Annotated in this window: 23 protein-coding genes and 1 riboswitch; of the genes, 7 read left to right on the forward strand and 16 right to left on the reverse strand. The window is 69.2% G+C overall.

From position 1 onward, the window contains the following. Nucleotides 1–204: 204 nt before the first annotated feature. Nucleotides 205–426, reverse strand: coding sequence for a chaplin family protein (locus tag ACIBG8_RS43835; protein WP_397349190.1), 222 nt, complete (start codon nt 424–426; stop codon nt 205–207). Nucleotides 427–590: 164 nt separating this feature from the next. Between ACIBG8_RS43835 and ACIBG8_RS43840 the strand changes: the two genes are divergently transcribed. From ACIBG8_RS43840 to ACIBG8_RS43855, 4 genes are read left to right on the forward strand one after another with little or no spacing between them, the layout of a single operon-like run. After that, nucleotides 591–1,553, forward strand: coding sequence for an SAM-dependent methyltransferase (locus ACIBG8_RS43840; RefSeq protein ID WP_397349191.1), 963 nt, complete (start codon nt 591–593; stop codon nt 1,551–1,553). A gap of 4 nt (nt 1,554–1,557) precedes the next feature. Further along, nucleotides 1,558–2,040 (forward strand): cation:proton antiporter regulatory subunit, encoded by a 483-nt coding sequence (locus ACIBG8_RS43845; RefSeq protein ID WP_397349193.1) that lies wholly within the window; start codon nt 1,558–1,560, stop codon nt 2,038–2,040. Then, the gene (locus tag ACIBG8_RS43850; protein ID WP_397349194.1) at nt 2,040–3,185 is read left to right on the forward strand and encodes a cation:proton antiporter; all 1,146 of its coding nucleotides are present in this window, start codon (nt 2,040–2,042) and stop codon (nt 3,183–3,185) included. The genes ACIBG8_RS43845 and ACIBG8_RS43850 overlap by 1 nt, the downstream gene beginning before the upstream one ends. 33 nt (nt 3,186–3,218) lie before the next feature. Beyond that, nucleotides 3,219–4,505, forward strand: coding sequence for an FAD-binding oxidoreductase (locus ACIBG8_RS43855; protein WP_397349195.1), 1,287 nt, complete (start codon nt 3,219–3,221; stop codon nt 4,503–4,505). Here ACIBG8_RS43855 and ACIBG8_RS43860 read toward each other — a convergent pair. Both ACIBG8_RS43860 and ACIBG8_RS43865 read right to left on the reverse strand, forming a co-directional pair. Continuing rightward, complete coding sequence (locus tag ACIBG8_RS43860) at nt 4,495–5,673, reverse strand: cytochrome P450 (protein WP_397349196.1); 1,179 nt, start codon at nt 5,671–5,673, stop codon at nt 4,495–4,497. The two genes, ACIBG8_RS43855 and ACIBG8_RS43860, sit on opposite strands and share 11 nt — an antisense overlap. Further along, nucleotides 5,673–6,395, reverse strand: coding sequence for a TerC family protein (locus ACIBG8_RS43865; RefSeq protein WP_397349197.1), 723 nt, complete (start codon nt 6,393–6,395; stop codon nt 5,673–5,675). Before ACIBG8_RS43865 ends, ACIBG8_RS43860 begins: the two co-directional genes overlap by 1 nt. A 114-nt stretch (nt 6,396–6,509) precedes the next feature. Next, nucleotides 6,510–6,625, forward strand: a riboswitch (SAM riboswitch). Nucleotides 6,626–6,667: 42 nt separating this feature from the next. Between ACIBG8_RS43865 and ACIBG8_RS43870 the strand changes: the two genes are divergently transcribed. Then, a complete protein-coding gene (locus ACIBG8_RS43870) occupies nt 6,668–7,948 on the forward strand; it encodes an aminotransferase class V-fold PLP-dependent enzyme (RefSeq protein WP_397349198.1) in 1,281 nt (426 codons plus the stop codon). Here ACIBG8_RS43870 and ACIBG8_RS43875 read toward each other — a convergent pair. After that, entirely contained in the window at nt 7,938–8,639 is a 702-nt protein-coding gene (locus ACIBG8_RS43875) for a DoxX family protein (protein ID WP_397349199.1), read from the reverse strand. The two genes, ACIBG8_RS43870 and ACIBG8_RS43875, sit on opposite strands and share 11 nt — an antisense overlap. A gap of 124 nt (nt 8,640–8,763) precedes the next feature. Between ACIBG8_RS43875 and ACIBG8_RS43880 the strand changes: the two genes are divergently transcribed. Together ACIBG8_RS43880 and ACIBG8_RS43885 are read left to right on the forward strand one after the other, a co-directional pair. Beyond that, a complete protein-coding gene (locus ACIBG8_RS43880; protein WP_397349200.1) occupies nt 8,764–9,909 on the forward strand; it encodes an NADH-quinone oxidoreductase subunit D in 1,146 nt (381 codons plus the stop codon). Continuing rightward, a complete protein-coding gene (locus ACIBG8_RS43885) occupies nt 9,906–11,003 on the forward strand; it encodes an acyltransferase (protein WP_397349201.1) in 1,098 nt (365 codons plus the stop codon). Before ACIBG8_RS43880 ends, ACIBG8_RS43885 begins: the two co-directional genes overlap by 4 nt. A gap of 355 nt (nt 11,004–11,358) precedes the next feature. Here ACIBG8_RS43885 and ACIBG8_RS43890 read toward each other — a convergent pair whose 3' ends face one another. From ACIBG8_RS43890 to dacB, 12 genes are all read right to left on the reverse strand, one after another. Continuing rightward, entirely contained in the window at nt 11,359–12,096 is a 738-nt protein-coding gene (locus ACIBG8_RS43890; RefSeq protein ID WP_397349202.1) for an alpha/beta fold hydrolase, read from the reverse strand. After that, entirely contained in the window at nt 12,080–12,532 is a 453-nt protein-coding gene (locus ACIBG8_RS43895) for a DUF3180 domain-containing protein (RefSeq protein WP_397349203.1), read from the reverse strand. The genes ACIBG8_RS43890 and ACIBG8_RS43895 overlap by 17 nt, the downstream gene beginning before the upstream one ends. Before the next feature lie 205 nt (nt 12,533–12,737). Beyond that, nucleotides 12,738–13,241 carry a 2-amino-4-hydroxy-6-hydroxymethyldihydropteridine diphosphokinase gene (gene folK, locus ACIBG8_RS43900; protein ID WP_397349204.1) on the reverse strand — a complete coding sequence of 168 codons (504 nt, stop codon included), beginning with the start codon at nt 13,239–13,241 and terminating at the stop codon, nt 12,738–12,740. A gap of 715 nt (nt 13,242–13,956) precedes the next feature. Continuing rightward, nucleotides 13,957–14,322 (reverse strand): dihydroneopterin aldolase, encoded by a 366-nt coding sequence (gene folB / locus ACIBG8_RS43905; protein ID WP_397349205.1) that lies wholly within the window; start codon nt 14,320–14,322, stop codon nt 13,957–13,959. Beyond that, the gene (locus ACIBG8_RS43910) at nt 14,312–14,758 is read right to left on the reverse strand and encodes a nuclear transport factor 2 family protein (protein ID WP_397349206.1); all 447 of its coding nucleotides are present in this window, start codon (nt 14,756–14,758) and stop codon (nt 14,312–14,314) included. The genes folB and ACIBG8_RS43910 overlap by 11 nt, the downstream gene beginning before the upstream one ends. Then, nucleotides 14,755–15,558: a dihydropteroate synthase gene (gene folP, locus ACIBG8_RS43915; protein WP_397349738.1), complete on the reverse strand. Its 804-nt coding sequence runs from the start codon at nt 15,556–15,558 to the stop codon at nt 14,755–14,757. The genes ACIBG8_RS43910 and folP overlap by 4 nt, the downstream gene beginning before the upstream one ends. 396 nt (nt 15,559–15,954) lie before the next feature. Continuing rightward, nucleotides 15,955–16,533, reverse strand: a complete 579-nt coding sequence (folE, locus tag ACIBG8_RS43920) for a GTP cyclohydrolase I FolE (RefSeq protein ID WP_397349207.1) — start codon at nt 16,531–16,533, stop codon at nt 15,955–15,957. Further along, a complete protein-coding gene (gene ftsH / locus ACIBG8_RS43925; RefSeq protein ID WP_397349208.1) occupies nt 16,530–18,512 on the reverse strand; it encodes an ATP-dependent zinc metalloprotease FtsH in 1,983 nt (660 codons plus the stop codon). The genes folE and ftsH overlap by 4 nt, the downstream gene beginning before the upstream one ends. Nucleotides 18,513–18,725: 213 nt before the next feature. Continuing rightward, entirely contained in the window at nt 18,726–19,283 is a 558-nt protein-coding gene (gene hpt / locus ACIBG8_RS43930; protein ID WP_397349209.1) for a hypoxanthine phosphoribosyltransferase, read from the reverse strand. A 9-nt stretch (nt 19,284–19,292) separates the two neighbouring features. Continuing rightward, nucleotides 19,293–20,264: a tRNA lysidine(34) synthetase TilS gene (gene tilS / locus ACIBG8_RS43935; protein ID WP_397349210.1), complete on the reverse strand. Its 972-nt coding sequence runs from the start codon at nt 20,262–20,264 to the stop codon at nt 19,293–19,295. 123 nt (nt 20,265–20,387) lie between these two features. After that, a complete protein-coding gene (locus ACIBG8_RS43940; RefSeq protein ID WP_397349211.1) occupies nt 20,388–21,479 on the reverse strand; it encodes a zinc-dependent metalloprotease in 1,092 nt (363 codons plus the stop codon). 22 nt (nt 21,480–21,501) lie between these two features. Beyond that, the gene (gene dacB / locus ACIBG8_RS43945; RefSeq protein ID WP_397349212.1) at nt 21,502–22,893 is read right to left on the reverse strand and encodes a D-alanyl-D-alanine carboxypeptidase/D-alanyl-D-alanine-endopeptidase; all 1,392 of its coding nucleotides are present in this window, start codon (nt 22,891–22,893) and stop codon (nt 21,502–21,504) included. Nucleotides 22,894–22,954 lie beyond the last annotated feature (61 nt).

The raw sequence follows: 22,954 nt of genomic DNA on the forward strand, positions 1-22,954 counted from the left end.
AATTGAGCACCCCCTGTCGGAAGAAAAGAGGAGAGAGGATCTCATCGCATGGAAGCGGGCGCCGAGTCCCGGATTTGGACCCGACGCCCGCATTGACGATGCGACGCGCTCCTCGGAGGTGCACACCACTGGTCGGCCAACCGCCGACTGGCCGACCGGAAACAGGCCCCGTCAGGCTCCGCCGCCTGACGGGGCTCGTTTGTTTCAGCGATGCACGTTGACCGAAGCGCCACCCTTGCAGCCCGCGATCGCGGTGCCGAGAATCGCCACGGCATTGCCGCAGACGTTCACCGGAATGGAGATCGGGGCGAAGATCTGGTTGCCGGACAGCACACCACTGTCGCCACTGGTGGTGTCGGCATGGGCGGGAACGGCCAGCGCCATCATGGCCATCGCGCCGGCCACGACGAAGGTCTTCTTCAACATGAGGGGGCTCCTCTCAGTAATGCGGTGGATCGAACCGCACCCGCTGGGGGTCGGGTCGGGGCGATCACTCGGTGACAGTGTGTAACGTTAGCGCAAAGCGATGACAGATAGTAGCTATGAAGTCACTCGGCGTGTCATTGGCGAGTCATGAGATAGTCCGAGGCATGTGGCTCTCCTGGCGCGCGGCAATGGAGCGCGCGCTCTACGGCGACGACGGTTTCTATCTGCGCGAACGCCCGTCCGGCCACTTCCGCACCTCGGTCAGCGCGTCGTCCGCGTTCGCCGACGCCGTCCTGGCGCTGCTCCTGCGGATCGACGCCGACCTCGGCGTGCCGCCCGTGCTCGACCTGGTGGACATCGGCGCGGGCGAGGGCGTCCTGGTGCGCCGCGTCCACGAGTCGGCGCCCGAGGCGCTGCGCGAGCGCCTGCGGGTCACCGCCGTCGACCTGTCCCCCAGGCCGGACGGCCTGCCGGAGGCGATCGTCTGGCGGCCGACGATCCCACAGGGCATCGTCGGGCTGGCGATCGCCAACGAGTGGCTCGACAACATCCCGCTCGACGTGGCCGAGCAGACCGCGCACGGCCCGCGCCAGGTCCTCGTCGACCCCGAGACGGGCCGTGAGAAGCTGGGCGACGCGCTCGACGACGCCGCGCTGGGGTGGCTGGAGCAGTGGTGGCGGCTCCCCTGCGTCGGCTCGCGCGCGGAGATCGGCTGCCCGCGCGACGCGGCCTGGACCGCGGTGATGGTACGGCTCGCGAGGGGCCGGGCGATCGCCATCGATTATGCACATCCTGTGGATAACCGGCCGCCCTGTGGAACGCTCACCGGATACCGCGATGGGTCCGTCGTACCGCCCATCCCCGACGGTACCTGCGATATCACCGCACATGTGGCCCTCGACGCGTGCGCGGAAGCGGGCAGAAGAGCCGGTGCGATATCCACAACGTTGTCCACACAGCGCGACGCGCTGCGCGAGCTGGGCATCACCGGAGCGCGCCCGCCGATCGATCTCGCGCACAGCGATCCGCACGGATATCTGCGGGCGCTGGCCCGCGCGTCGGAGGAGGCGGAGCTCATCGACCCAGCAGGGCTGGGAGGCTTCGGGTGGCTGTGCCAGATACGTTAGGTATGTGGAGATCGAACAGACGGCGCTGCCGGGCATCGGGCTGAAACACGAGTTCACCACCCACGGAGGCAGGCGCGTCGCCGTCGTCTCCCACCGGACAGGACGCCGCGACCTGGTCATCTACGACCAGTCCGACCCCGACCGGGCGTGTGAGGCGATCCAGCTCAACGACGAGGAGGCCGACGCGCTCGTCGAGCTCCTCGGCGCTCCGCGCATCGTGCAGCGGCTCAACGCGCTCCACCGCGAGGTCGAGGGGCTGGTCAGCCTCCAGCTGCCGATCCTGGACGGCTCGCCGTACGACGGGAGGACGCTGGGGGACGCGCGGATCAGGACCCGCACCGGGGCATCGGTCGTGGCCGTCGTGCGCGGCGGCCAGGTCAACGCCAGCCCCACCCCGGACTTCCGCTTCGCGGCCGGCGACGTCGTCGTCGTGGTCGGCGACGCGGAGACCACCGCAGAAGTCGCCGACATCCTCGCGGACGGCTAGTGCACCACACCGCGATCGTCTTCCTCGAGCTCGGCGGGATCATCCTCGCTCTCGGCGTGCTCGGTGCCCTCGCCCTCCGCGTCGGCATCTCCCCCATTCCCCTCTATCTCGTCGCAGGACTGGCCTTCGGCAAGGGCGGCATCCTTCCGCTGGCCACCAGCGAGGACTTCATCGCCGTCGTCGCCGAGATCGGCGTGGTGTTATTGCTGCTCACGCTGGGCCTGGAGTACAACGCCAAGGAGCTGGTCTCCAGCCTGCGCGGCAACGCGCGGGCCGGGCTGGTCGACATGGTGCTCAACGCGGCCCCTGGCGCGATCGCCGCGCTGCTGCTCGGCTGGGGTCCCGTCGCGGCGGTGGCGATGGCCGGGGTCACGTACATGACCTCGTCGGGCATCACCGCCAAGGTGCTGTCCGACCTGGGGTGGATCGGCAACCGGGAAACACCGGTCGTGCTGAGCCTGCTGGTCTTCGAGGACCTGGCGATGGCCGTCTACCTGCCGGTGCTGACCGCGCTGCTGGCCGGGGTGAGCCTGGTAAGCGGGGCCGTCACCCTTGCCGTCGCGCTGGGTACGGTCACCGTCGTCCTCGTGGTCGCGCTGCGCTTCGGCAGGTTCATCGAGGCGTTCGTGTCGAGCCCGAACAACGAGGTGCTGCTGCTCAAGGTCGTCGGGCTGGCGCTGCTCGTGGCGGGGATCGCCCAGCAGTTGCAGGTGTCGGCCGCCGTGGGCGCGTTCCTGGTGGGCATCGCGCTGTCCGGGGAGCTGGCGCACGAGGCGCGGGCGCTGCTCGCGCCGCTGCGCGACCTGTTCGCCGCGGTGTTCTTCGTCTTCTTCGGCCTGCAGACCGATCCCACGAAGATCGGGCCGGTCGCCGGGCTGGCCGTACTCCTCGCGGTGATCAGCATGCTCACCAAGCTGGCCACGGGCGCCTACGCGGCGCGCAGGGCGGGCATCGCGCGGGCCGGCCGGGTGCGGGCGGGGATCTCGCTCATCCCCCGAGGTGAGTTCAACATCGTGGTGGCCGGGCTGGCCGTGGCCGCCGGAGTGCATCCCGATTTGGGGCCGCTCGCGGCGACATATGTGCTCATTCTCGCGGCTTTCGGACCACTCGCCGCGAAGCTTGTTGTACGTGCTTTTCCCAGGTAGAGGACGATCTCCGGCACTTCCACACTGAGGTCCATGGATGGACTCGTACGGCCGGGCGATGCCGACTACGCCGCCCTGTGCGCCGCTTGGAACGTCGCTGTAGAGCACCAGCCCGCCTACGTGGTGGCGGCCGAGTCAGCGGAGCAGGTCCGCGACGCGGTCGCCTTCGCGGCCGCCAACGGCCTGCGCGTCCGGGTGCAGGGCACCGGGCACGGCGCCATCAGCCCGGCCACCGGCGACGAGCTGCTCATCTCCACCGCCAGGCTGAACGACGTCCTCATCGATCCGGAGACCTCGAGCGCCCTGGTCGGCGCGGGCGCCAAGTGGCGCGCGGTGATCGACGCCGCCTTCCCGCACGGCCTGGCGCCGCTCGTCGGCTCGGCCAGCGACGTCGGCGTGGCCGGATACAGCCTCGGCGGCGGCATGGGCTTCCTGTGCAGGAAGTACGGCCTCGCCTCGGACGCCATCATGGAGGCGCATGTCGTCACCGGCGACGGTGAGCTGGTCTGGGCGGACGAGGAGCTGCTCTGGGCGCTGCGCGGCGGCGGGCCCAACTTCGGGGTCGTGACGGCGCTGCGCACCAGGCTCGTGCCCGCCGCGCAGATCTACGCGGGGGCTCTCTACTGGCCCGTCCAGTCGACGCGCGAGGTTCTGTACGGCTACCGCGACTGGGTCGCGAGCGCGCCGATCGAACTCGTCTCGGCGGCGGGCGTGCTGCACGTCCCGGACCTCCCCATGATCCCCGAGCCGATGCGCGGCCAGTCGTTCGCCCGCGTCTGCGTGTGCCACTGCGGGCCCGACTTCAGCGGCGTCGACGCCCTGCTGGCCCCGCTGCGCGCGATTCCCGGGCTGATGGCCGACATGACCGGCGTCATCCCGTTCACCAGGGTCGACGAGATCACCCAGGACCCCGAGCAGCCGCTGCCCTTCACGATCCGCGGGGAGATGCTCACCGAGCTCACCGACGGCGTCCTCGACCACCTCGTGGAGGTCGCGCCGCGGGAGACCTCGCCGTACATCCTGACCCTGCTGCGCCACTGCGCCGGGATGCCCGCCCGCCCCGGCCTGGCCTACGCCGACGCGGCGTTCGCGCTGGAGGCGGTCTGCGCGCCGCCCACCCCGGACGCGCTCGCCTTCTGTGACCGGCTGTCGGCAGCGGTGGCCCACGCCGCGACCGGGGGCGTGCCGTTCAACTTCGTGGCCAGCCCCGAGCAGGTCAAGCTGGCCTACACCAGCGAGTACGCCGAGCGGCTGCTCCAGCTCAGGAAGCGTTACGACCCGGCCGGGCTGTTCGGCGGCGACAGGATGCTCACGTCGTGACCTCCAGGGCGCTGAGCCCCCTGATGATGTAGCCGGAGTTCCAGGTGGGCTCCTGGCGGAGTTCGAGCTTCGGCGCCTTGCGCAGCAGGGTGCCGAAGGACTCGATCAGCTCGATCCTGGCCAGCGGCGCGCCCAGGCAGAAGTGGATGCCCGCGCCGAAGGAGATGTGCGGGTTGTCCTGGCGGCCGACGTCCAGCTCCCGAGGGTTCTCGAAGACGGCCGGGTCGTGGTTGGCCGAGCCGAACAGTAGGCCGACCTCGGTGCCCCGCTTGATCTCGACGCCGCCGACCTCGATGTCCTCCAGCACCCAGCGCTCGAACATCTGCAGCGGGGTGTCGTAGCGCATCAGCTCCTCGACCGCGGTCGGCAGCAGGCCGGGGTCGTCGCGCAGCCGTACGAGCTGGTCGGGGTTCCTGAAAAGGGACCACCAGCCGTTGCCGGTGACGTTGACCGTCGCCTCGTGGCCCGCGTTGAGCAGCAGCACGCACGTGCCGACCAGCTCGTCCTCCGTCAGGCCCTCGACCTGCGCGAGCGCGCTGATCAGGTCGTCGCCGTAGGGGCGCTTGGCCAGCTCGCGCAGGTAGGCGGAGAACTCGTCGGCGGCCCTCACGGCCGTGTGCTGGGCCTGCTCCGAGGGGTTGAGCTCGTACATCCCGCAGATGTCGGCCGACCACGGCCTGAGCAGGTGGCGATCCTCCGGCGGGATGCCGAGCATCTCGGCGATGACGGTCACCGGCAGCGGCTCGGCCACCTCGGCGATCAGGTCGCCGCCGCCCTTGGCCACGAACGCGTCGACCAGCTCCTCCACGATCGCGCGCACCCGCGGGCGCAGCGACTCGACCATGCGCGGCGTGAACGCCTTGGACACCAGGCGGCGCAGGCGGGTGTGGACGGGCGGCTCGACGTCGAGCATGCCCGCGTTGATCACCCGCCAGAACGGCTCCTGGAACGCGGGGTTGGGCTCGCGGCCGAACTCCGCGTCCGTGGCCACGTGCGCGTAGGACCGCCCGAGGCGGCGGTCCCTGAGCAGCGCGTTCACGTCGGCATGGGTGGCGATGAGCCACTGGCCGGTCGGCTCGAAGAAGCTGACCGGCTCTCGTTCCCTCAGGTCTGCGTAGACCTCATAGGGGTTGGCCACGAAATCGGGATTCCACGGGTCAAAGCGCACTACTCCACTTTAGTGCGCCTGCTGCGCATCCGGATGTTGAGCAGCTCCACGACCAGCGAGAACGCCATCGCGAAGTAGATGTAGCCCTTTGAGATGTGCTGGCCGAAGCCCTCGGCGATGAGCACCACGCCGATGAGGACCAGGAACGACAGCGCCAGCATCTTGATGCTCGGGTGCGCGTCGACGAACCTGCTGATCGGCCCGGAGGCGAACAGCATCACCAGCACCGCCACGATCACCGCGGCGACCATCACGCCGAGCTCGTCGACCATGCCGACGGCCGTGATGACGGAGTCCAGCGAGAAGACGACGTCGAGCACCATGATCTGCAGGATCACCGAGGTGAACGAGGTGACCTTGCGGTTCTTGCCGCCCTCGTCCTCCTTCAGCTCCATGCTGTGGCCGATCTCGGTGACGCTCTTGGCGAGCAGGAAGAGCCCGCCCAGGAGCAGGATCAGGTCGCGTCCCGAAATTTCATGACCCCAGACCTCGAACAGCGGCGCGGTCAGCTTCACCACCCACGCCAGCGCGAGCAGCAGCAGCAACCGGCTGATCAGCGCGGCGCCGAGACCGAGCACCCTGGCCCGGTCGCGCTGCTCCGGCGGGAGTTTCCCGGCCAGGATGCTGATGAAGATGATGTTGTCGATACCTAGGACGATCTCCAGTGCGACCAGGGTGAAGAACCCGATCCAGATCTCAGGGTTGGACACCCAGTCCAGCATTTTCTACCTCCGCGGCTAGTCGACACCTGTCACAGGGTCACCAACGAGTGATAGCCCCTGGAAGTTCGGCGACTTGCGAGAAGGCCCCAAGTGTCGGTTATAGTTCGGCTCGTAGGTCATGAGTGCCAGCGCTTAGCCCCGGCTTGCTGGCCGGCAACCCTCGCGTCCGCGGCGGGGTGCCCCGGGTGAAGACCTGGTCCGTCACGAGGTGTGGCGGGCAAGCGCGGGCTCCGGGTTGCTCCAGGGGTCCCGACGACCCCAGGAGGTTTGCCATGTCCACGCTGACGATCTTCAACTCGGTCCCCGCCCAGAAGACTTCCTTTTCCCAGGAAAGCCGCGAGATTCCCGCGGTGCTCGGCACCGACCTCGAAGTGCCCGTCAAGGGCGGCCAGCTCGTCACGTACGCCAACCTCGACTACGCGGCCAGCGCCCCCTGTCTGGAGCCGGTCAGCGCCGCCGTCAATGCCGCGCTCCCGGCCTACTCCAGCGTCCACCGCGGCGCCGGTTACGCCTCCCAGCTCACCACCGCCAGGTACGAGCAGGCCAGGCACACCGTGCGCGCCTTCGCCGGCGCCCGCGCCGACGACGCGGTCATCTTCACCCGCAACACCACCGACGCCACGAACCTGCTCGCCCGCTCGCTTCCCGAGGGCACGACCGTCGTCGTCTTCGACACCGAACACCACGCCTCCCTCCTCCCCTGGCCCTCTGCCGTACGGCTCTCGCCACCCCCATTCCCCGGCGAGGCCGTACGGCAGGTGGACTCCGTGCTGTCGGAGATCACCGGGCCCAAGCTGCTGGTCGTGACCGCCGCCTCCAACGTCACCGGCGAGCTCTGGCCGATCGCGGCGCTCGCGCACGTGGCGCACCGGCACGGGGCGCGCATCCTGGTCGACGCCGCGCAGCTCGTCCCGCACCGCAGGCTCAACCTGACCGCGCTCGACCTCGACTACGTGGCCTTCTCCGGGCACAAGCTCTACGCCCCCTTCGGCGCGGGGGTGCTCATCGGGCGGCGTGACTGGCTGTCCGACGGCGAGCCGTACCTCAAGGGCGGCGGGGCCGTCAAGTCCGTCACGGACGTCACCGAGTGGCACGACGACGCCGAGCCCCGGCACGAGGCGGGGACGCCCAACGTGCTCGGGGCGATCGCGCTGGCCGCTGCCTGTGATGCTCTGAGCGCTACCGGGTGGAATGTTCTGGTGCGCGAGGAGGAGCGGCTGCTGGCGCGGCTACGTTCCGGGCTTGCGGCTGTGGAAGGTGTTCACGAGCTTTCGCTGTGGGGGCCGGATCACCCGCGGGTCGGCATCGTGTCGTTCGTCGTGGACGGGTACTCGGCGCGCGAGGTCGCCGAGGCGCTGTCCGGCGAGTACGGCATCGGGGTGCGCGACGGCAAGTTCTGCGCGCACCCGTTCGTCAGGCACCTGCTGGGCGAGTCCGACGGCGGGTGCGAGGACGGCACGGCCTCCGCCGTACGGGCCTCGATCGGCATCGGTACGACGGAGGAGCACGTGGACAGGCTCGTCTCGGCGCTTCGGGATCTGGTCAGCCGGTAGGCGGCTTCTTGTCGTCGGCGAAGAGGGCGTCGATGTCCTTGAGGTCCTCTTCGCTCCACTCCTGACTTGCTGCGGCTTTCTTCTCCTGCACGGCAGATTTGACGGCCTCGTCCATGACGGCGGCATCGCTGGCGGCCTGCTCCGGCCTTAGCGGCGCTGCGGGTGCCGCTGCTGGTTCTGCTTTTTGTGGTGCTGGGACGACGACGACCTTCTCCTGCACGACGGCGACGGGCTCGGCCGCCTTGGCCGCTGCGGCCTTCTCTGCGGCCTTCTGCTCGGCGCGCTTGCCGAACAGTGAGCGGAATATCCCGTCGATGCTGATCCGTCCCGCCCCCAGCGCGACGAACAGCAGGCAGGCGGCTGCGAGCGCGCCGACGAGCTCCCAGCCGTTGTTGGTGATGAAGAGCCCGTTCCAGGCGTGCACGTAGGCGATCGCGCCCACGGACACGGCGAGCAGGCACAACGCCGCGATCCGCGTCAGCAGTCCCAAGATCAGAAACGAGCCGCCCACGGTCTCAGCGACAGTGGTGAACCCCGCGGCCAGCTCAGGCTGCGGAACCCCGGCTTGGGTGAACATCCCGGTTGTCGCGTCCAGCCCGTTCTGCCACTTCTGCCACCCGTGGGCGACGAAGATGACGCCGATCGTCACCCGTGAGATCAGCGCTGCTACGTCGAACAACACCCTGTTCATGGCGATATCTCCCCCCGTTACCCGTATCTCTCCCCCCACTACAGGCAGTGAATGCGCTTCCATACCGTTCCTTGACCGACGGCCACGCTGGATCACCAGGTCGGGCGGTGGCAGCATGGGGCCTATGACGGAACGCGTGGTCGGCATCGGAGCAGGCGCGAAGGAGCTGGCCACCGAGGACATGATCCTCAACATCGGCCCGCAACACCCCTCGACACACGGCGTCCTGCGGCTGCGACTCACCCTGGACGGCGAGCGCATCGCCTCGGCTGAGCCGATCATCGGCTACATGCACCGCGGCGCGGAGAAGCTGTTCGAGGTGCGCGACTACCGCCAGATCATCATGCTGGCCAACCGGCACGACTGGCTGTCCGGGTTCGCCAACGAGCTGGGCGTCGTGCTCGCCGCTGAACGCATGCTGGGCATGGAGGTGCCGGTCCGTGCCGTCTGGACGCGCACGCTGCTGGCCGAGCTCAACCGGATCCTCAGCCACCTGATGTTCCTCGGCTCCTACCCGCTCGAACTCGGCGCGATCACGCCCGTCTTCTACGCCTTCAACGAGCGCGAGCGCATCCAGGGCGTCATGGAGGAGATCTCCGGCGGGCGCATGCACTACATGTTCAACCGCGTCGGCGGGCTCAAGGAGGAGCTTCCCTCCGGATGGCTGGGCCGCGTCGCCGAGGTGATCGCCGAGACCCGCCGCCGCATCCCCGCGATCGAGGACCTCATCCTGCACAACGAGATCTTCGTCGCCCGCACGCGCGGCGTCGGCGTGCTCGACCGCGAGACGATCATGCAGTACGGCGTGAGCGGACCCATCGCCCGCGCTTCTGGCGTCGACTTCGACCTGCGCCGCGACCAGCCGTACCTCGCCTATCCCGAGCTTCCCGTCAAGGTCGTGACCCGTACGGCAGGCGACTGCCACGCGCGTTTCGAGGTGCTGCTCGAACAGGCCAAGGTCTCCCTCGACCTGGCGGAGGCCTGCGTCGACCGGCTGCGCACGCTGCCGCAGGGCCCGATCAACCAGCGCCTGCCCAAGGTGCTGAAGGTCCCCGAGGGGCACACCTACGCCTGGACGGAGAACCCGCTCGGCATCAACGGCTACTACCTCGTCTCCAAGGGGGACAAGACGCCGTGGCGGCTGAAGCTGCGCTCCGCCTCGTACAACAACGTCCAAGTGCTGCGCGAGATGCTGCCCGGCCACGTGGTGGCCGACATGGTGGCCATCCTGGGCTCCATGTTCTTCGTCGTGGGTGACATCGACAAGTGACTGCTGAGAGAGACAAGTACGTCGACTGGCTGCGGGCGCTCAGCCTCATCACCGTCGTCGTGTGGCACTGGGCGTTCACGATCCTGCAGTGGACGCCGCACGGTCCCGAGCCGACGAGCCCGCTCGGCTTCACCAGCGGGCTGTGGATCCTCACCTGGCTGATGCAGGTGCTGCCGCTGTTCTTCTACATCGGCGGGCACGTGCACCTGCTGTCGTGGGAGCGGGCCTGTGACCGCGGGGTGGGGATCGGGGCGTTCGTCTGGCGGCGCATCAGGGCGCTCGCCATCCCGGCGCTGACGTTGTGCGCGGTGTGGGCGGTCATCGGGGTGGTGATCTGGCTCGTCTTCGACGTGCCGTGGATCGGCCGGGCCGTACTCCTGGTGCTCAGCCCGCTGTGGTTCATGGCCGTCTACATCATGCTCGTCGCTCTCCTGCCTGTGGCGCTGTGGTTGCACCGGCGTTACGACGTGCTGGCGCTCATCTGGATGGGCGGCGCCGCGCTCGTGGTGGACGTGATCCGGCTGCGGTACGGCGTGGAGTGGGTGGGGTGGCTCAACATGATCCTGGTGTGGGGGCTGGCGCACCAGGCGGGGTTCTTCTACGACCGGGTGGTGATCCTGCCCAGGCGGTACGACTTCGCCCTGCTGTGGACGGGGTTGTTCGCCCTGTTCGGACTGGTCTATTCGGGTTTGTATCCGGGGTCCATGGTGGGTGTGCCCGGCGACAAGCTGTCGAACATGGCGCCGCCGACGTTCGTCATCGTGGCGTTGTTGCTGTTCCAGATCGGCCTGGTGGAGGTGTTGCGGCCGACGATGGAGCGGGTGCTGGAACGGCCGCGGTGGAAGCGGGTGAACGAGACCATCAACCGGTTCGCGCTGCCGTTGTTCCTCTTCCACACGACGGGGATGGCGATCGCGTTGGGGTTCTGGTGGTGGTTGGTCGGCTTCCCTACCGCGGACCCGCGGCCGACGCTGGTGTGGTGGCTGGAGCGGCCCTTCGCCATCATCGGTCCGCTGATCTGCACCCTGCCCGTCATCTACCTCTTCGGCCGCCGCCGTCGCACTCCCGCGAAGCAACTACAGGACAAGACCTGACCAGCCGGGTTTCGAGGTCCTCCCGAGGACGAGCGGATCAGCAACGCCGCGATCCGCGACGGTGAGCGCGCCGTCGCCGCCATCCTTCGAGCGCTTCGCCTGCTCGGACGCGCGGTCAGGCTGGAGGGGGCGCGCTTGGGCTCCTTGCGCGTGAGGCCCGCTGGAGCAGGAGCGCTTTGGCCACTCGCAAGCTCGCTCGCCCGCTCCCTCTAGCGGGCCGCCCAGGGCGCTCGGGCATCCGCTCGCTCACGGACGGCGCTCGGGGCGTCCGCTCCCTCGCGGACGGTGCTCGGGCATCCGCCCCCTCACGGGCGTTGGTCGGGGCGTCCGCTCCCTCGCGGGTGGGCGGGTCGTGTCATCGTCCCTGCGGTGGACCTGAGCGTGGGCCGTTGAGCCACGTGGTCAGCAAGGTGTGCAAGGCCTGGGGGTTGTCGAGGTGGACGTCGTGGGCGGCGCCGGGCACCACGTGGATCTCGGCGTCCGGGCGGGTCCTGCGCATCTCGGCGACGTCCTCCGCCGGGATGATGCCCTTCTCGCCCAGCACCACCAGGATCGGGCACCGTACCTGGCTCCACTCCGTCCAGTAAGGCCGCAGGTTGTGGTCGGTGATCATGGCGACCATGATGTCCGGGTCGAAGCGCGGGCGCAGGTCGTCGGACAGACCGTCGGCCCAGGCCTCGCTGCCCAGGAAGGACACCGCCTCCTCCCGCGACGCGAACGGCACCGGCCATGAAGCCAGCCACTCCTCGATGTCCGTGTGCGTCGCATCGTCCGGCCGTCCGGGGCTCGCCTCCACCAGCACCAGGCGTTCGACCAGCTCGGGGTGCGCGGCGGCGGTCAGGAGGGCGGTGATGCCGCCCAGCGACTGCCCGACCAGCACCACCGGGCCCGCGTCCAGCGCCCTGATGACGTCGACGGTGGCGGCCACGCGGCCTGCGTGGGTGACGTCGGCTGGACGGCGTTCCGCCGAGCCGTGGCCGGGGAGGTCGAAGGCGATCGTGCGCTGGTCGAGCAGGTTGGCGAGAGCCGTCCACTCGCCGCCATAGCCCGCCAGGCCGTGCAGCAGGACGACCGTGTCAGGCTTTTTCGTCATCTGGGGACTTGGGCACCTTGCAGGCGTGTTCGAGGAAGAGCGCGGCGCAGATCAGCACCACGAAGGCCAGGAACGAGCCCGCGCTGATGAAGAACTCCGAGCGCGGCGTCTCCCTGGTGAGCAGTTGCACCGTGTGGAGGGCGAAGCCGCCGAAGATGCCCGCGAAGGCTGCGCCCGCGTAGGCGGACGCCTTGGCCAGCGCGGCCAGCCGGGCGACTGCCAGCGGTTCGACGGGTTTGGTGTTGGGCTTGCGTGCGATCCTGGCTCGGGTCATCACGGCGCTGTAGAACTCGCCGACGGCCAGCAGCAGGACCGTGGGGATGGCGGTCCAGGGGAGGTAGGGCAGCTCGGAGTAGAACTGCTTGACCAGGATCCAGGTGAGCAGCGCGACAACGACCACGATGCCGACCAGGAGACCTGGGCGGGTCGCCTTCACTCGGACCTCCCCAGTCGCAGGGCCCGCTCCACTCGGACGGCCCCCGCAGTGACGGACGGGTTCCCTCGGGCGGCCCCCGCAGTCACGGGCGGGTTCCCTCGGGCGGCCCCCGCAGTCACGGGCGGGTTCCCTCGGGCTTCTGCCGCCTCGGGTCGCCGGTCGAGATCCACTCGCACCTCTGCAGTCTCAGGTAGCCGGTCGAGGTTCACTCGGGCCTCTGCAGTCTCAGGTCGTCGCGCAGCCATACGCCCTGGGTGTCGAGCCCGGCGAGGAGCGTCGCGATCGGGCCGTGGCCGGGGACCTCGCCGTCGGGGTCGGCCTTGGACCACGGCACCAGCACGAACGCCCGCTCGTGCACGCGGGGGTGCGGCAGGGTCAGCGTGGGGTCGTCGGAGACCGTGTCACCCACGACGATGAGGTCGACGTCGAGCGTGCGCGCACCCCAGCGCTCCTGGCGCACGCGGCCGAACGCGTTCTCCACGCTCTGTGCCCGCTCCAGCAACGTGTAGGGGTCGAGGGAGGAGTCGGCGATGAGGACCGCGTTGAGGTACGGCTTCTGCCCGCCGGGGCCACCGACGGGGTCGGTCTCGTAGACGGGCGAGACAGCCACGAACTCCAGACCTGGCGCGTCGAACAGCGTGTCGACGGCCCCTTGGAGCGTCTGGAAGCGGCTGCCGAGGTTGCTGCCCAGCGCCAGAACCACCTTCACGCCCAACCTCCCCTTCCCCAGACCACCAGACGGACCCCAGCCCCCATCACCCCACGCAAGACCAGACGAGCCTCCCCACGCAAAGCCAGGAAGACCCGCACTCCATGCGAGCCCGGAAGCACCCACGCCCCCTGCGAGCCCGGGAGGACCTGCCGTCCCTGCGAGGCCGAAGGGGCTCCAGCCCTAAGCGCACTGCAGGAGGCGGAATGGCCCCCGACACCCTGCGCCCCATGCGAGGCGGAAGGGACCCCAGCGCGATGAGCCGCGCGGGCTGCCGGGTGAACCCCCGCCGCTCCCCCAAAGGCCGGAAGGATCCACGCCCCGTGCGAGGCCAGAGGTTCCCCGCCCCTCAGCGCCAGGCAGGAGGCGGAATGGACGCCAGCGCCCTGCGCCCTCCAAGAGGTCGGAGGGGCCTGCGCCCCACGAAGGGCTGGAGGGGTCTCTGCCCCTCGGGTGACCAGAAGGGCCCTTGTCGCACAGGGGGCTGGAAGAGCCAGCGCCCCGAGGGAGGCGGAAAGGACCCCGTCGCCCCGCTCCTCGTGAGAGATCGGAGAGGCCTGCGCCCCACGGAGGGCCGGAGGAGTCTCTGCCTCACGCGAGATCCGGCGGGTCGCTGTCCCGTGGGAGGTCCGGCGGGTCGCTGTCCCGCGCGAGGTCTGGTGGGGTCGTGGGCCGTGGGGGCGGCGGGTCGTTGGGGGGATCGTGGGCGCGGCCGTCATGCGCGGCTCCGCCTGATCGTTACGATCACGTCGTCGAACGGCAGGGCGATCGGGGCGGCCGGCTTGTGGACGCTGATCTCCGCCTCCTGCACCAGCTCGTGCGCCAAGCACACCTCGGTCAGCCGGTGAACAAGGGTCTCGATGAGGTCGACGGGCTCCCCCTCGACCACCTTCACCAGCGCCTCAGCCAGCTCCCCGTAATGCACCGTCTGCGTGACGTCGTCAGCGGCCGCCGCCTGGCTCGTGTCGAGGAACAGCGTCGCGTCGATCACGAACTCCTGCCCGAGCTCCCGCTCGGCGGCGAGCACGCCGTGCCTGCCCCTGGCCCGCAGGCCCTTCAGCATGATCCGGTCAGCGGTCAAGCTCGCCTTCCTCCTCGTCGTCCTCGTCGCTCTGCAACACCGGCGAGCCGTGGTGCATCCACAACCGCCACCCGCCCGGCGTGCGCAGGTAGACGTTGCTGGCCACCACCTTGCCCGCCGCGAAACTCGAGTCGCCCTCGTCGCCCGCGGTCAGGATGTTCTCCACGCAGGTCAGCACGGCCACGTCGCCCAGCACGTTGGTCTGCACGTCGGTCAGCACGAACTGGATGTAGGTGGTGTTGGCCATGATGAGCGCCCACGAGCGAAGCACCTCCGACCTGCCGGTCAGCAGCGACCACCCGGGATGCACGCAGCTCACCTGGTCGTCGCCGGAATCCTCAGCCCAGATCTCGGTCATCCTGTCGAGATCGGCGTCTTCGATCGCGGTGTAGAACGACTGGTTGACCGTCTCGATCGCTGCGGTGTCGACGCTCATCCATCACCTCCCTGCTTCCACGCGGCGGCAACGCGGACGGCGTCCGCGTTTGGACCGACCCGATGCACCCGCACACACCATGCCCCCGCGCGCGCGGCGAGCGCCGTGACGGCCAGCGTCGCGTCGTCGCTGCGGCTGAAAGGCCTCGGCGTACCGTCCTGGTCGGCCAACGTCCGCCCGAGGAACCTCTTGCGCGAGGCGCCGATGATCAGCGGATGGCCCAGCTCGTGCAGCCGGTCCATGCCGGCCAGCAACTGCCAGTTGTGCTCTGTCTGTTTGGCGAACCCGAGGCCGGGATCGAGGACGATCTGGCTCTCGGAAACACCCTCGGCCAGCACGAAGTCGACCCGTTTGGCCAACTCCTCGCAGACCTCTGCCACCACGTCCTCGTAGACGGCTCGCTTGTCCATGTCATGGCTGTGGCCGCGCCAGTGCATCACCACGTAGGGGACGCCGGTGGCGGCCACGACCTGCGGCATGACGGGGTCGGCGAGGCCGCCGCTCACGTCGTTGACCAGCAGGGCGCCCGCCTCGACCGCGGCCTTGGCCACCTCGGCGCGCATCGTGTCGACGCTCACCGCCACGCCCTCGCCGGCCAGCGCCCTGATCACGGGCACCACCCTGGCCAGCTCCTCCTCCAGCGAGACGCGGGCCGCGCCTGGCCGGGTGGACTCGCCGCCGACGTCAACGAGGTCGGCGCCCTCCTCGACGAGCTCGAGGCCGTGCCTGATGGCGGTGGCCTCGTCGAACCAGAGGCCGCCGTCGGAGAACGAGTCGGGGGTGACGTTGACCACGCCCATGACGAGACAACGCTCCTGCGCTGGCAGCCCGGGCACGATCCTCATGCGCCCAAGCCTAGGCGCAACCCGATCCCCAATTTGCTGCCGCCCCCTACTTGTGGATAACTATCTTTCGCTCTTCTCACCTGTGGACGACAACCCCGATTGCTTATGAACGACAACCCCTTGTTCGTACGGCGGAGCCGTGGAACGCACTACTCGCCGACCATGGCTGGGCCCTGTCGGTCCACGCCACTCCAGCGGCGCAAGCGCGCCGCCGCAACATCGCCCGTCCTGCCCCGAGATGGTAAGGATGCGGCGTGCGGCGGGTGGCGCGTCCCACGGCTCCGCCGTACCAACCTCAAAGACCTCAAAAGGCCACGCTCGGAGAGCGTGGCCCAAGGAGAGAAACAGAAACTAGCGACCGATGATCAAGGACATCGCTTCCGCGCGGGTCTTGTCGCTGTTGCGGAAGTCGCCGCGCACCGCCGACGTCAGTGTCTTGGCCCCAGGCTTGCGTACCCCGCGCATCGTCATGCACAGATGCTCGGCCTCGATCACCACGATCACCCCGCGCGGCTCCAGCACCCGCATGAGCGCGTCCGCGATCTGCGACGTCATCCGCTCCTGCACCTGCGGCCGCCGGGCGAACACGTCGACGAGCCTGGCCAGCTTGGACAGCCCCGTCACCTGCCCCTTCTCGTTGGGGATGTAGCCCACGTGGGCCACCCCGTGGAAGGGCACCAGGTGGTGCTCGCACGTCGAGTAGACCTCGATGTCGCGCACGAGCACCATCTCGTCGTGGTCGACGTCGAAGACCTTCGTCAGCACGTCCTCAGGCGTCTGCGTGAGCCCGGAGAACTGCTCGGCGTAGGCCCTCGCGACCCGGGACGGGGTGTCGAGCAGGCCGTCGCGGTCGGGGTCCTCGCCGATGGCGTAGAGGATCTCGCGGACGGCCTTCTCGATACGCCCGAGGTCGACGTTGTCGTACTTCACGCATGGTCCCCGGTCGAGACGCCCGAGTCGACCGAGCCGTTGCCCGACTGCTCCTTGGGAGTCAGGATGGGCGGCCGGTCGGACGGCAGGCGCTTGCCGTAACCCGCGTAGGACGGGTGGTGCTCCTTGACGACCACGGACGAGAAGATCTCCACCACCTGCTGGCGGGAGAGGGTCTCCTTCTCCATGAGCTCGAGGACCAGGTTGTCGAGCACGTCGCGGTATTCGACCAGGATGTCCCACGCCTGGTCGTGCGCCGTCTCGATCATCCGGCGGACTTCCTCGTCGATCGTCGAGGCGATCTTCTCGGAGTAGTCGCGCTCGTGGCCCATCTCGCGGCCGAGGAAGACCTCGGCGTTGCCGGTGCCGAACTTGCGCGCGCCGAGCTGCTCGCTCATGCCGTACTCGGTCACCATGCGGCGGGCGACGGCGGTGGCCTTCTCGATGTCGTTCGAGGCGCCGGTGGTGGGCTCGTGGAACACGAGCTCCTCCGCCGCGCGACCGCCGAGCAGCATCGCGAGCTGGTCCATCATCTCCGACCGCGTGGCGAGGAACTTGTCCTCCATCGGCAGCGTCATCGTGTAACCGAGGGCGCGGCCGCGGGAGAGGATCGTGATCTTGTGCACCGGGTCGCTGTTGGGCAACGCGTGCGCCACGAGCGCGTGACCGCCCTCGTGGTAGGCGATCATCTTCTTCTCCCTGTCGGACATGACCCGCGTCTTGCGCTCGGGCCCTGCCATGACGCGGTCGATCGCCTCTTCGAGGATCTCCATCGTGATCAGCTTCTGGTCGGCGCGCGCGGTGAGCAGCGCCGCCTCGTTGATCACGTTGGCCAGGTCGGCGCCCGTGAACCCGGGGGTACGGCGGGCGATGACGTCGAGGTCGACGTCGGGCGCGAACGGCTTGCCGCGGCCGTGGACCTTGAGGATGCCCTTGCGGCCCTCGAGGTCGGGACGGTCGACGGTGACCTGCCTGTCGAACCGGCCGGGACGCAGCAGCGCCGGGTCGAGGATGTCGGGCCGGTTCGTCGCGGCGATGAGGATCACGCCGCCCTTGACGTCGAAGCCGTCCATCTCGACGAGCAGCTGGTTGAGCGTCTGCTCGCGCTCGTCGTGACCGCCGCCCAGTCCGGCGCCGCGATGGCGGCCGACGGCGTCGATCTCGTCGATGAAGATGATCGCCGGGGCGTTCGCCTTGGCCTGCTCGAACAGGTCGCGGACGCGCGAGGCGCCGACACCCACGAACATCTCGACGAAGTCGGAGCCGGAGATCGAGTAGAACGGCACCCCGGCCTCGCCCGCGACGGCGCGGGCCAGCAGGGTCTTGCCCGTTCCGGGCGGGCCGTACAGCAGGACGCCCTTGGGGATCTTGGCACCGATGGCCTGGAACTTGGCCGGTGCCTGCAAGAACTCCTTGATCTCCTGGAGCTCCTCGATCGCCTCGTCGGCGCCCGCCACGTCGGCGAACGTCGTCTTCGGCGTGTCCTTGCTGATCAGCTTCGCCTTGGACTTGCCGAACTGCATCACCCTGGAGCCGCCACCCTGCATCTGGTTCATGATGAACAGGAAGATCAGCACGATGATGACGATCGGCAGGAAGCTCACCAGGATGCTGATCAGGAAGTTCTCCTGGGGCACCTCGGTGGTGAAGCTCTTGGTCTTGTCGAGCTTGACCTGCGCCTTGAGCGCGTCGGTCAGCTGCGAACCGTATCCGGTGACCCAGTTGGACTGGATCAGCGTGGCAGCGGGGTCACCAGGCTTGACCACGACCGGCGAGACCAGGGTCAGCTCGATCCGCTGGTCCTTGTCGACGATCTTGGCGCTCTTGAAGTTGCCTGCTTCGATCTGGGCCAGGACCGTGGAGGTGTCGGCCTGCTTGTAGTTGCCGTCGCCGCTCCACAAGGAGGTGACGAGCAGGAGCAGCACGACGATGCCCAGGATCCACAGCAGTGGCCCACGTGTAAATCGCTTGAGATCCATCCGATGCGGAACCCCTTGCGGGCCCGTCCCTTCCCGACCATGGCCTGGAACTCCGGTGTGACCCGGAGCCGCGGCGTCCTGAACCGCTCCTTCTTACCTACCCAGGGCAATGCCCTTGGTGTCAGAAGGTACACCGGACGGGCGCGCAGGGTCACTGCGAGACCGACCGGCCTTGCCCTACCAACGTACGTCAGGTCCCCCGGTGTTCCCGGACTATTCGCCGCTATATACGTGCGGGGCGAGCGTGCCGATGAACGGGAGGTTCCGGTAGCGCTCCGCGTAGTCGAGCCCGTAGCCGATGACGAACTCGTTGGGGATGTCGAACCCCACGTAGCGCACCTCGATCGGCACCTTCACGGCGTCCGGCTTGCGCAGCGCCGTGCAGATCTCCAGCGAGGCCGGGTTGCGCGACTTGAGGTTCTCCAGCAGCCAGTGGAGCGTCAGGCCGGAGTCGATGATGTCCTCGACGATCAGGACGTGCTTGCCCATGATGTCGGTGTCGAGGTCCTTCAGGACCCGCACGACGCCGGACGACTTGGTGCCCGCGCCGTAGGAGGACACGGCCATCCAGTCCATCTGCACCGGTAGATGCAGGTATCTGGCGAGGTCGGCCATCACCATGACGGCCCCCTTCAACACCCCGACGAGCAGCACGTCCTTGCCCGCGTAGTCTGCGTCGATCCGGGCGGCAAGCTCCTTGATCTTGGTCTGGAGCTCGTCCTGCGGGATGAGGACCTTCTCGAGGTCCTTGCCCATGTCGGGTGCGTCCACCTGGGTTCCTTACGGTGCGGGACTGATGGCGAATATCAGGGTGCCATACCGCCGAGAGGCGCCGAGACCCCCGGGCAGGTCGGCGGTCTTCTGCCCGTGCCAGGCCGTGACCAGCCGGTCCACGGCGGCGATGTGCGTGGCTGACAGGGCCCCGGAGGGCGCTCCCGCCGCTATGGCGGCGCGGCGCAGGACCCGTCGCCTGACGGCGGCTGGGAGGGCTTCCAGCTCCTGTACGGCGAGCGTCACGGACCCCTCGATATCGCTTAGAGCGCAATTCCGGAAGGCCTTTTCCGCCCACTCGTCAAGGGCGTCGGCGTCGTCGCGGGCGAGCCTGGCGGTCCGCGCGAGAGCCTCGGCGACGCCTGGACCGAGTTCAGCTTCGAGCAGAGGAAGGACCCGCGTCCTGACCCTGACCCGGGTGTAGCGGGGGTCGGCGTTGTGCGGGTCGTCCCACGGCTCCAGCCCCAGCGCCTCGCACGCCGCCACGGTCGTCCGCCGCCCGAGGCAGAGGAACGGCCTGCGGTAGAGCCCGGCGACGGCCGCCATTCCGGACAGCGACCTCGGGCCGCTCCCCCGCGCGAGCCCCAGGAGTACGGTCTCCGCCTGGTCGTCGCGCGTGTGCCCGAGCAGTACGGCTTTCGCCCCCAGCCGCACGGCGGCCTCGTCCAGCGCCTGGTAGCGCGCGTCCCGCGCCGCCGCCTCCGGCCCGCCCGCTGTGCCCACCTCGACGGTGAGCACCTCGCCTTTGAGCCCGGCGACCTTGGCCGCGCGCTCGGCGGAGCCCTCCTGGAGCTGGTGGTCGACGGTCAGGAGGCCGGACCGCAGCCCGGCGCGCGGCGCCACGAACTCCAGCGCGGCCGCGAGGGCTAGGGAGTCGGCCCCGCCGCTGCAGGCCACGAGCACGAGGTCGCCGGCGGCGAGATCGCTCAACGCCTCACGGACGGCTCGCCGCACGTCGGCGACAGCGGGATGGGGACCCATGGACGCCATTGTCGCAGCGGCCGTCACGGCGGGAAGGGGCACTGCCGCCGACCGTGTCCCTGGAAGAAGCCCAGCCACCTACGGCGACTGGGCGTCTCACGGCTCCGCCGTACAAGAAAGGGGTCAGTCCTCTGACGCCGGGGCTTCGATGGGGGGTGTGCCGATGACGCGGGCGATCCAGGCGTCGGGGTTGGTGATCTCCGCGTGGGTGGGGAGGGTCTCCGGGGAGGTCCACACCTTGTTGAACTCGTCCATGCCGACCTGACCGACCACCGCGCGGACGAAGGCCGACCCCTCGGCGTACTGCTTCATCTTCAGCTCGATGCCCAGCAGCCGGCGGACCGTGCGGTCCAGGCGGGAGCCGCCCTCGCGCCGGTGGCCGAACTTGGCGCGGATGTCGGCCACCGAGGGCACCACGTCCGGGCCCACGGCGTCCATCACGTAGTCGCCGTGCCCCTCCACCAGCGTCATCACCGCGGTGAGCCGGTCGAGGATCTCCTTCTGCTCCGGCGTCTGGATGGCGTCGATGAGGTTGCCCTCGCCGCCGCGCACCACGTCGGAGATCGTGTCGGCCGCGTTGCGCAGCCGTTCGAGCATCGTGGAGAGGTCGAGGTCGGAGGCGAGCAGGAACTGCGTCATCTGCGCGCGCACGTACTCGCGCAGCCACGGGACTCCGGTGAACTGGACCCGGTGCGTCTCCTCGTGCAGGCACACCCACAGGCGGAAGTCGCGGGCGTTGACGCCCAGCTCGCGCTCGGCGTTGACGATGTTGGGCGCGACCAGCGTGAGCCTGCCGATCGGCTCGCGGCCCGACGGGTCGGGCGGGAGGAACAGCTCGTACTGCCCGAGCACCCGCGAGGCCAGGAAGGCCAGCACGGCGCCCACCTCGACGCCGGTGATGCGGGAGCCGACGGCGGTGACGATCGCCGGGGGCGGGTTCTGGCTGTTGGTCACGCGGCTGGTCAGCGGTTCGAGGATCTCCTTGAAGCCCTCGACGTTGGCCTTGATCCAGCCGGGCCGGTCGACGATGGTCGCCGGCTGTGGCGCGGTATCCGTGTGGATCTTGGTGAACTCTCGCACGTGGCCCTCGGCCTCGCGTGAGAGAGTGCGCAGGTCGGCAACCGCCTGCCTGGCCTCCTCCCGACTTACCTGTGGTCCGGGGCGCACCAGGCGCGTTCCGGTCGCTACGGCCAGATCCCAGTCGATCACCTGCATACCGTCCACCGTACGTGGTGGATTACGAGCGCGCGACGATGGCGGCGAGACGGTCCAGGACGGTTTCCGCGGCGAGCGGAACCTTGTCGGCCATGAAGGCGAAGGTCACCAGGCGGCCGTCGTGGGTGGTGGCGTAGCCGGCAAGGGTGTTGACGTTGTTGAGCGTGCCGGTCTTGGCGCGCACGATGCCGACCTCGCCCTTGGCGTCCGCCCGCTTGAACCGGTGACCGAGCGTTCCCGAGAACCCCGCGATCGGCATTCCGGACAGGATTGGGCGAAGGTCGAAATTTCCGGATGAGGCGGCGAGGCTCACCAGCCGCGCCAGGCCGTCCGCGCTGATCTTGTTCAGCGGCGACAGGCCGCTGCCGTCGTAGACCGAGACGCCCTTGGCCGCGCCGATGCGCTTGAGCACCTTCAGCACCGCCGCCCTGACCCCCTGGAAGGAGGCGGGCTGGCCCTCCTTGATCGCCACGTGCCTGCCCAGCGCCTCGGCCAGGTCGTTGTCGCTCAGCGTCAGCGTCCGCTCGACCAGCGCGTAGACGGGCGCCGAGCTGACCTCGGCCAGCTTGGCCGCGCCCTGCCCGGCCTGGGCCGGCTTGATCGTCTTGCTGGCGGTCACGCCGTACTTCGCCAGGAGCCTGGCGAAGGCGGCTGCCGCGTACTGCGGCGGGTCGGAGACGCGCGGCTGGGAGCGGGTGGGGTCGGCGCGGCCCTCGTCGATCATCAGCGCGTGCACCGGCGTCACGTTGCCGTCCGGCACGTAGGACGGCTTCCACCCGGGGGCCAGCGGGGAGCCGGTGTAGAGGGTGTCGTCGTAGGACAGCGTGACCTTGGTGACGCCCTGCGCGTGCAGCGCGTCGGCCGTGCGCGCGGCGAGCGTGGCCAGCGAGGCCTGCTTGGGATAGGCCCCGGCCTTGGCGTACGGCCCGGCCAGCGTGGGGTCGCCGCCGCCGACGAGCACGATCGCGTTCGGCGTGCGGCCCTGGACCACCCGGGTGGTCAGCCTGGTGTCCGGGCCGAGCGAGGCGAGCGCGGCGGCGCTGGTGACCAGCTTCGTGGTGGAGGCGGGGGTGATGCCGGTGTCGCCGTTGGAGGCGAAGATCTGCTGGCCGGTGGCGGCGTCGATCACGACCGCCCCGACCCGGTCTCCCAGCGCTTGGTCACCCAGAGCATCGGTCAGTTGCTGGGCCAAAGTACCCTTGGTGGGGAGAGGTCCGTTCCCGCCCGCTGCCAGCACAGGCCCAGCGGTCACGATGGGAGCGGGGGGAGGCTTCACGGGTTCGGTTGGGCGCGGCGTCTGCCTCGTCATTGCTGCAAGGCTGAAGTCGCCGTCGGTCATCGCGTAGATGCCGGTAGCGATCGTCACGGCCTGGAGCAGGGCGAGCGTGGTCACCACCACCCACCGCTCGCGCATCCATCTCTCCCAAGTCATGTGTTCGCCTACGAGACATTAACGCCCTACGGCAAGTGCCCGA

Origin of the sequence: Nonomuraea sp. NPDC050556, assembly GCF_044457355.1 — a bacterium.
Classification (GTDB): Bacteria; Actinomycetota; Actinomycetes; order Streptosporangiales; family Streptosporangiaceae; genus Nonomuraea.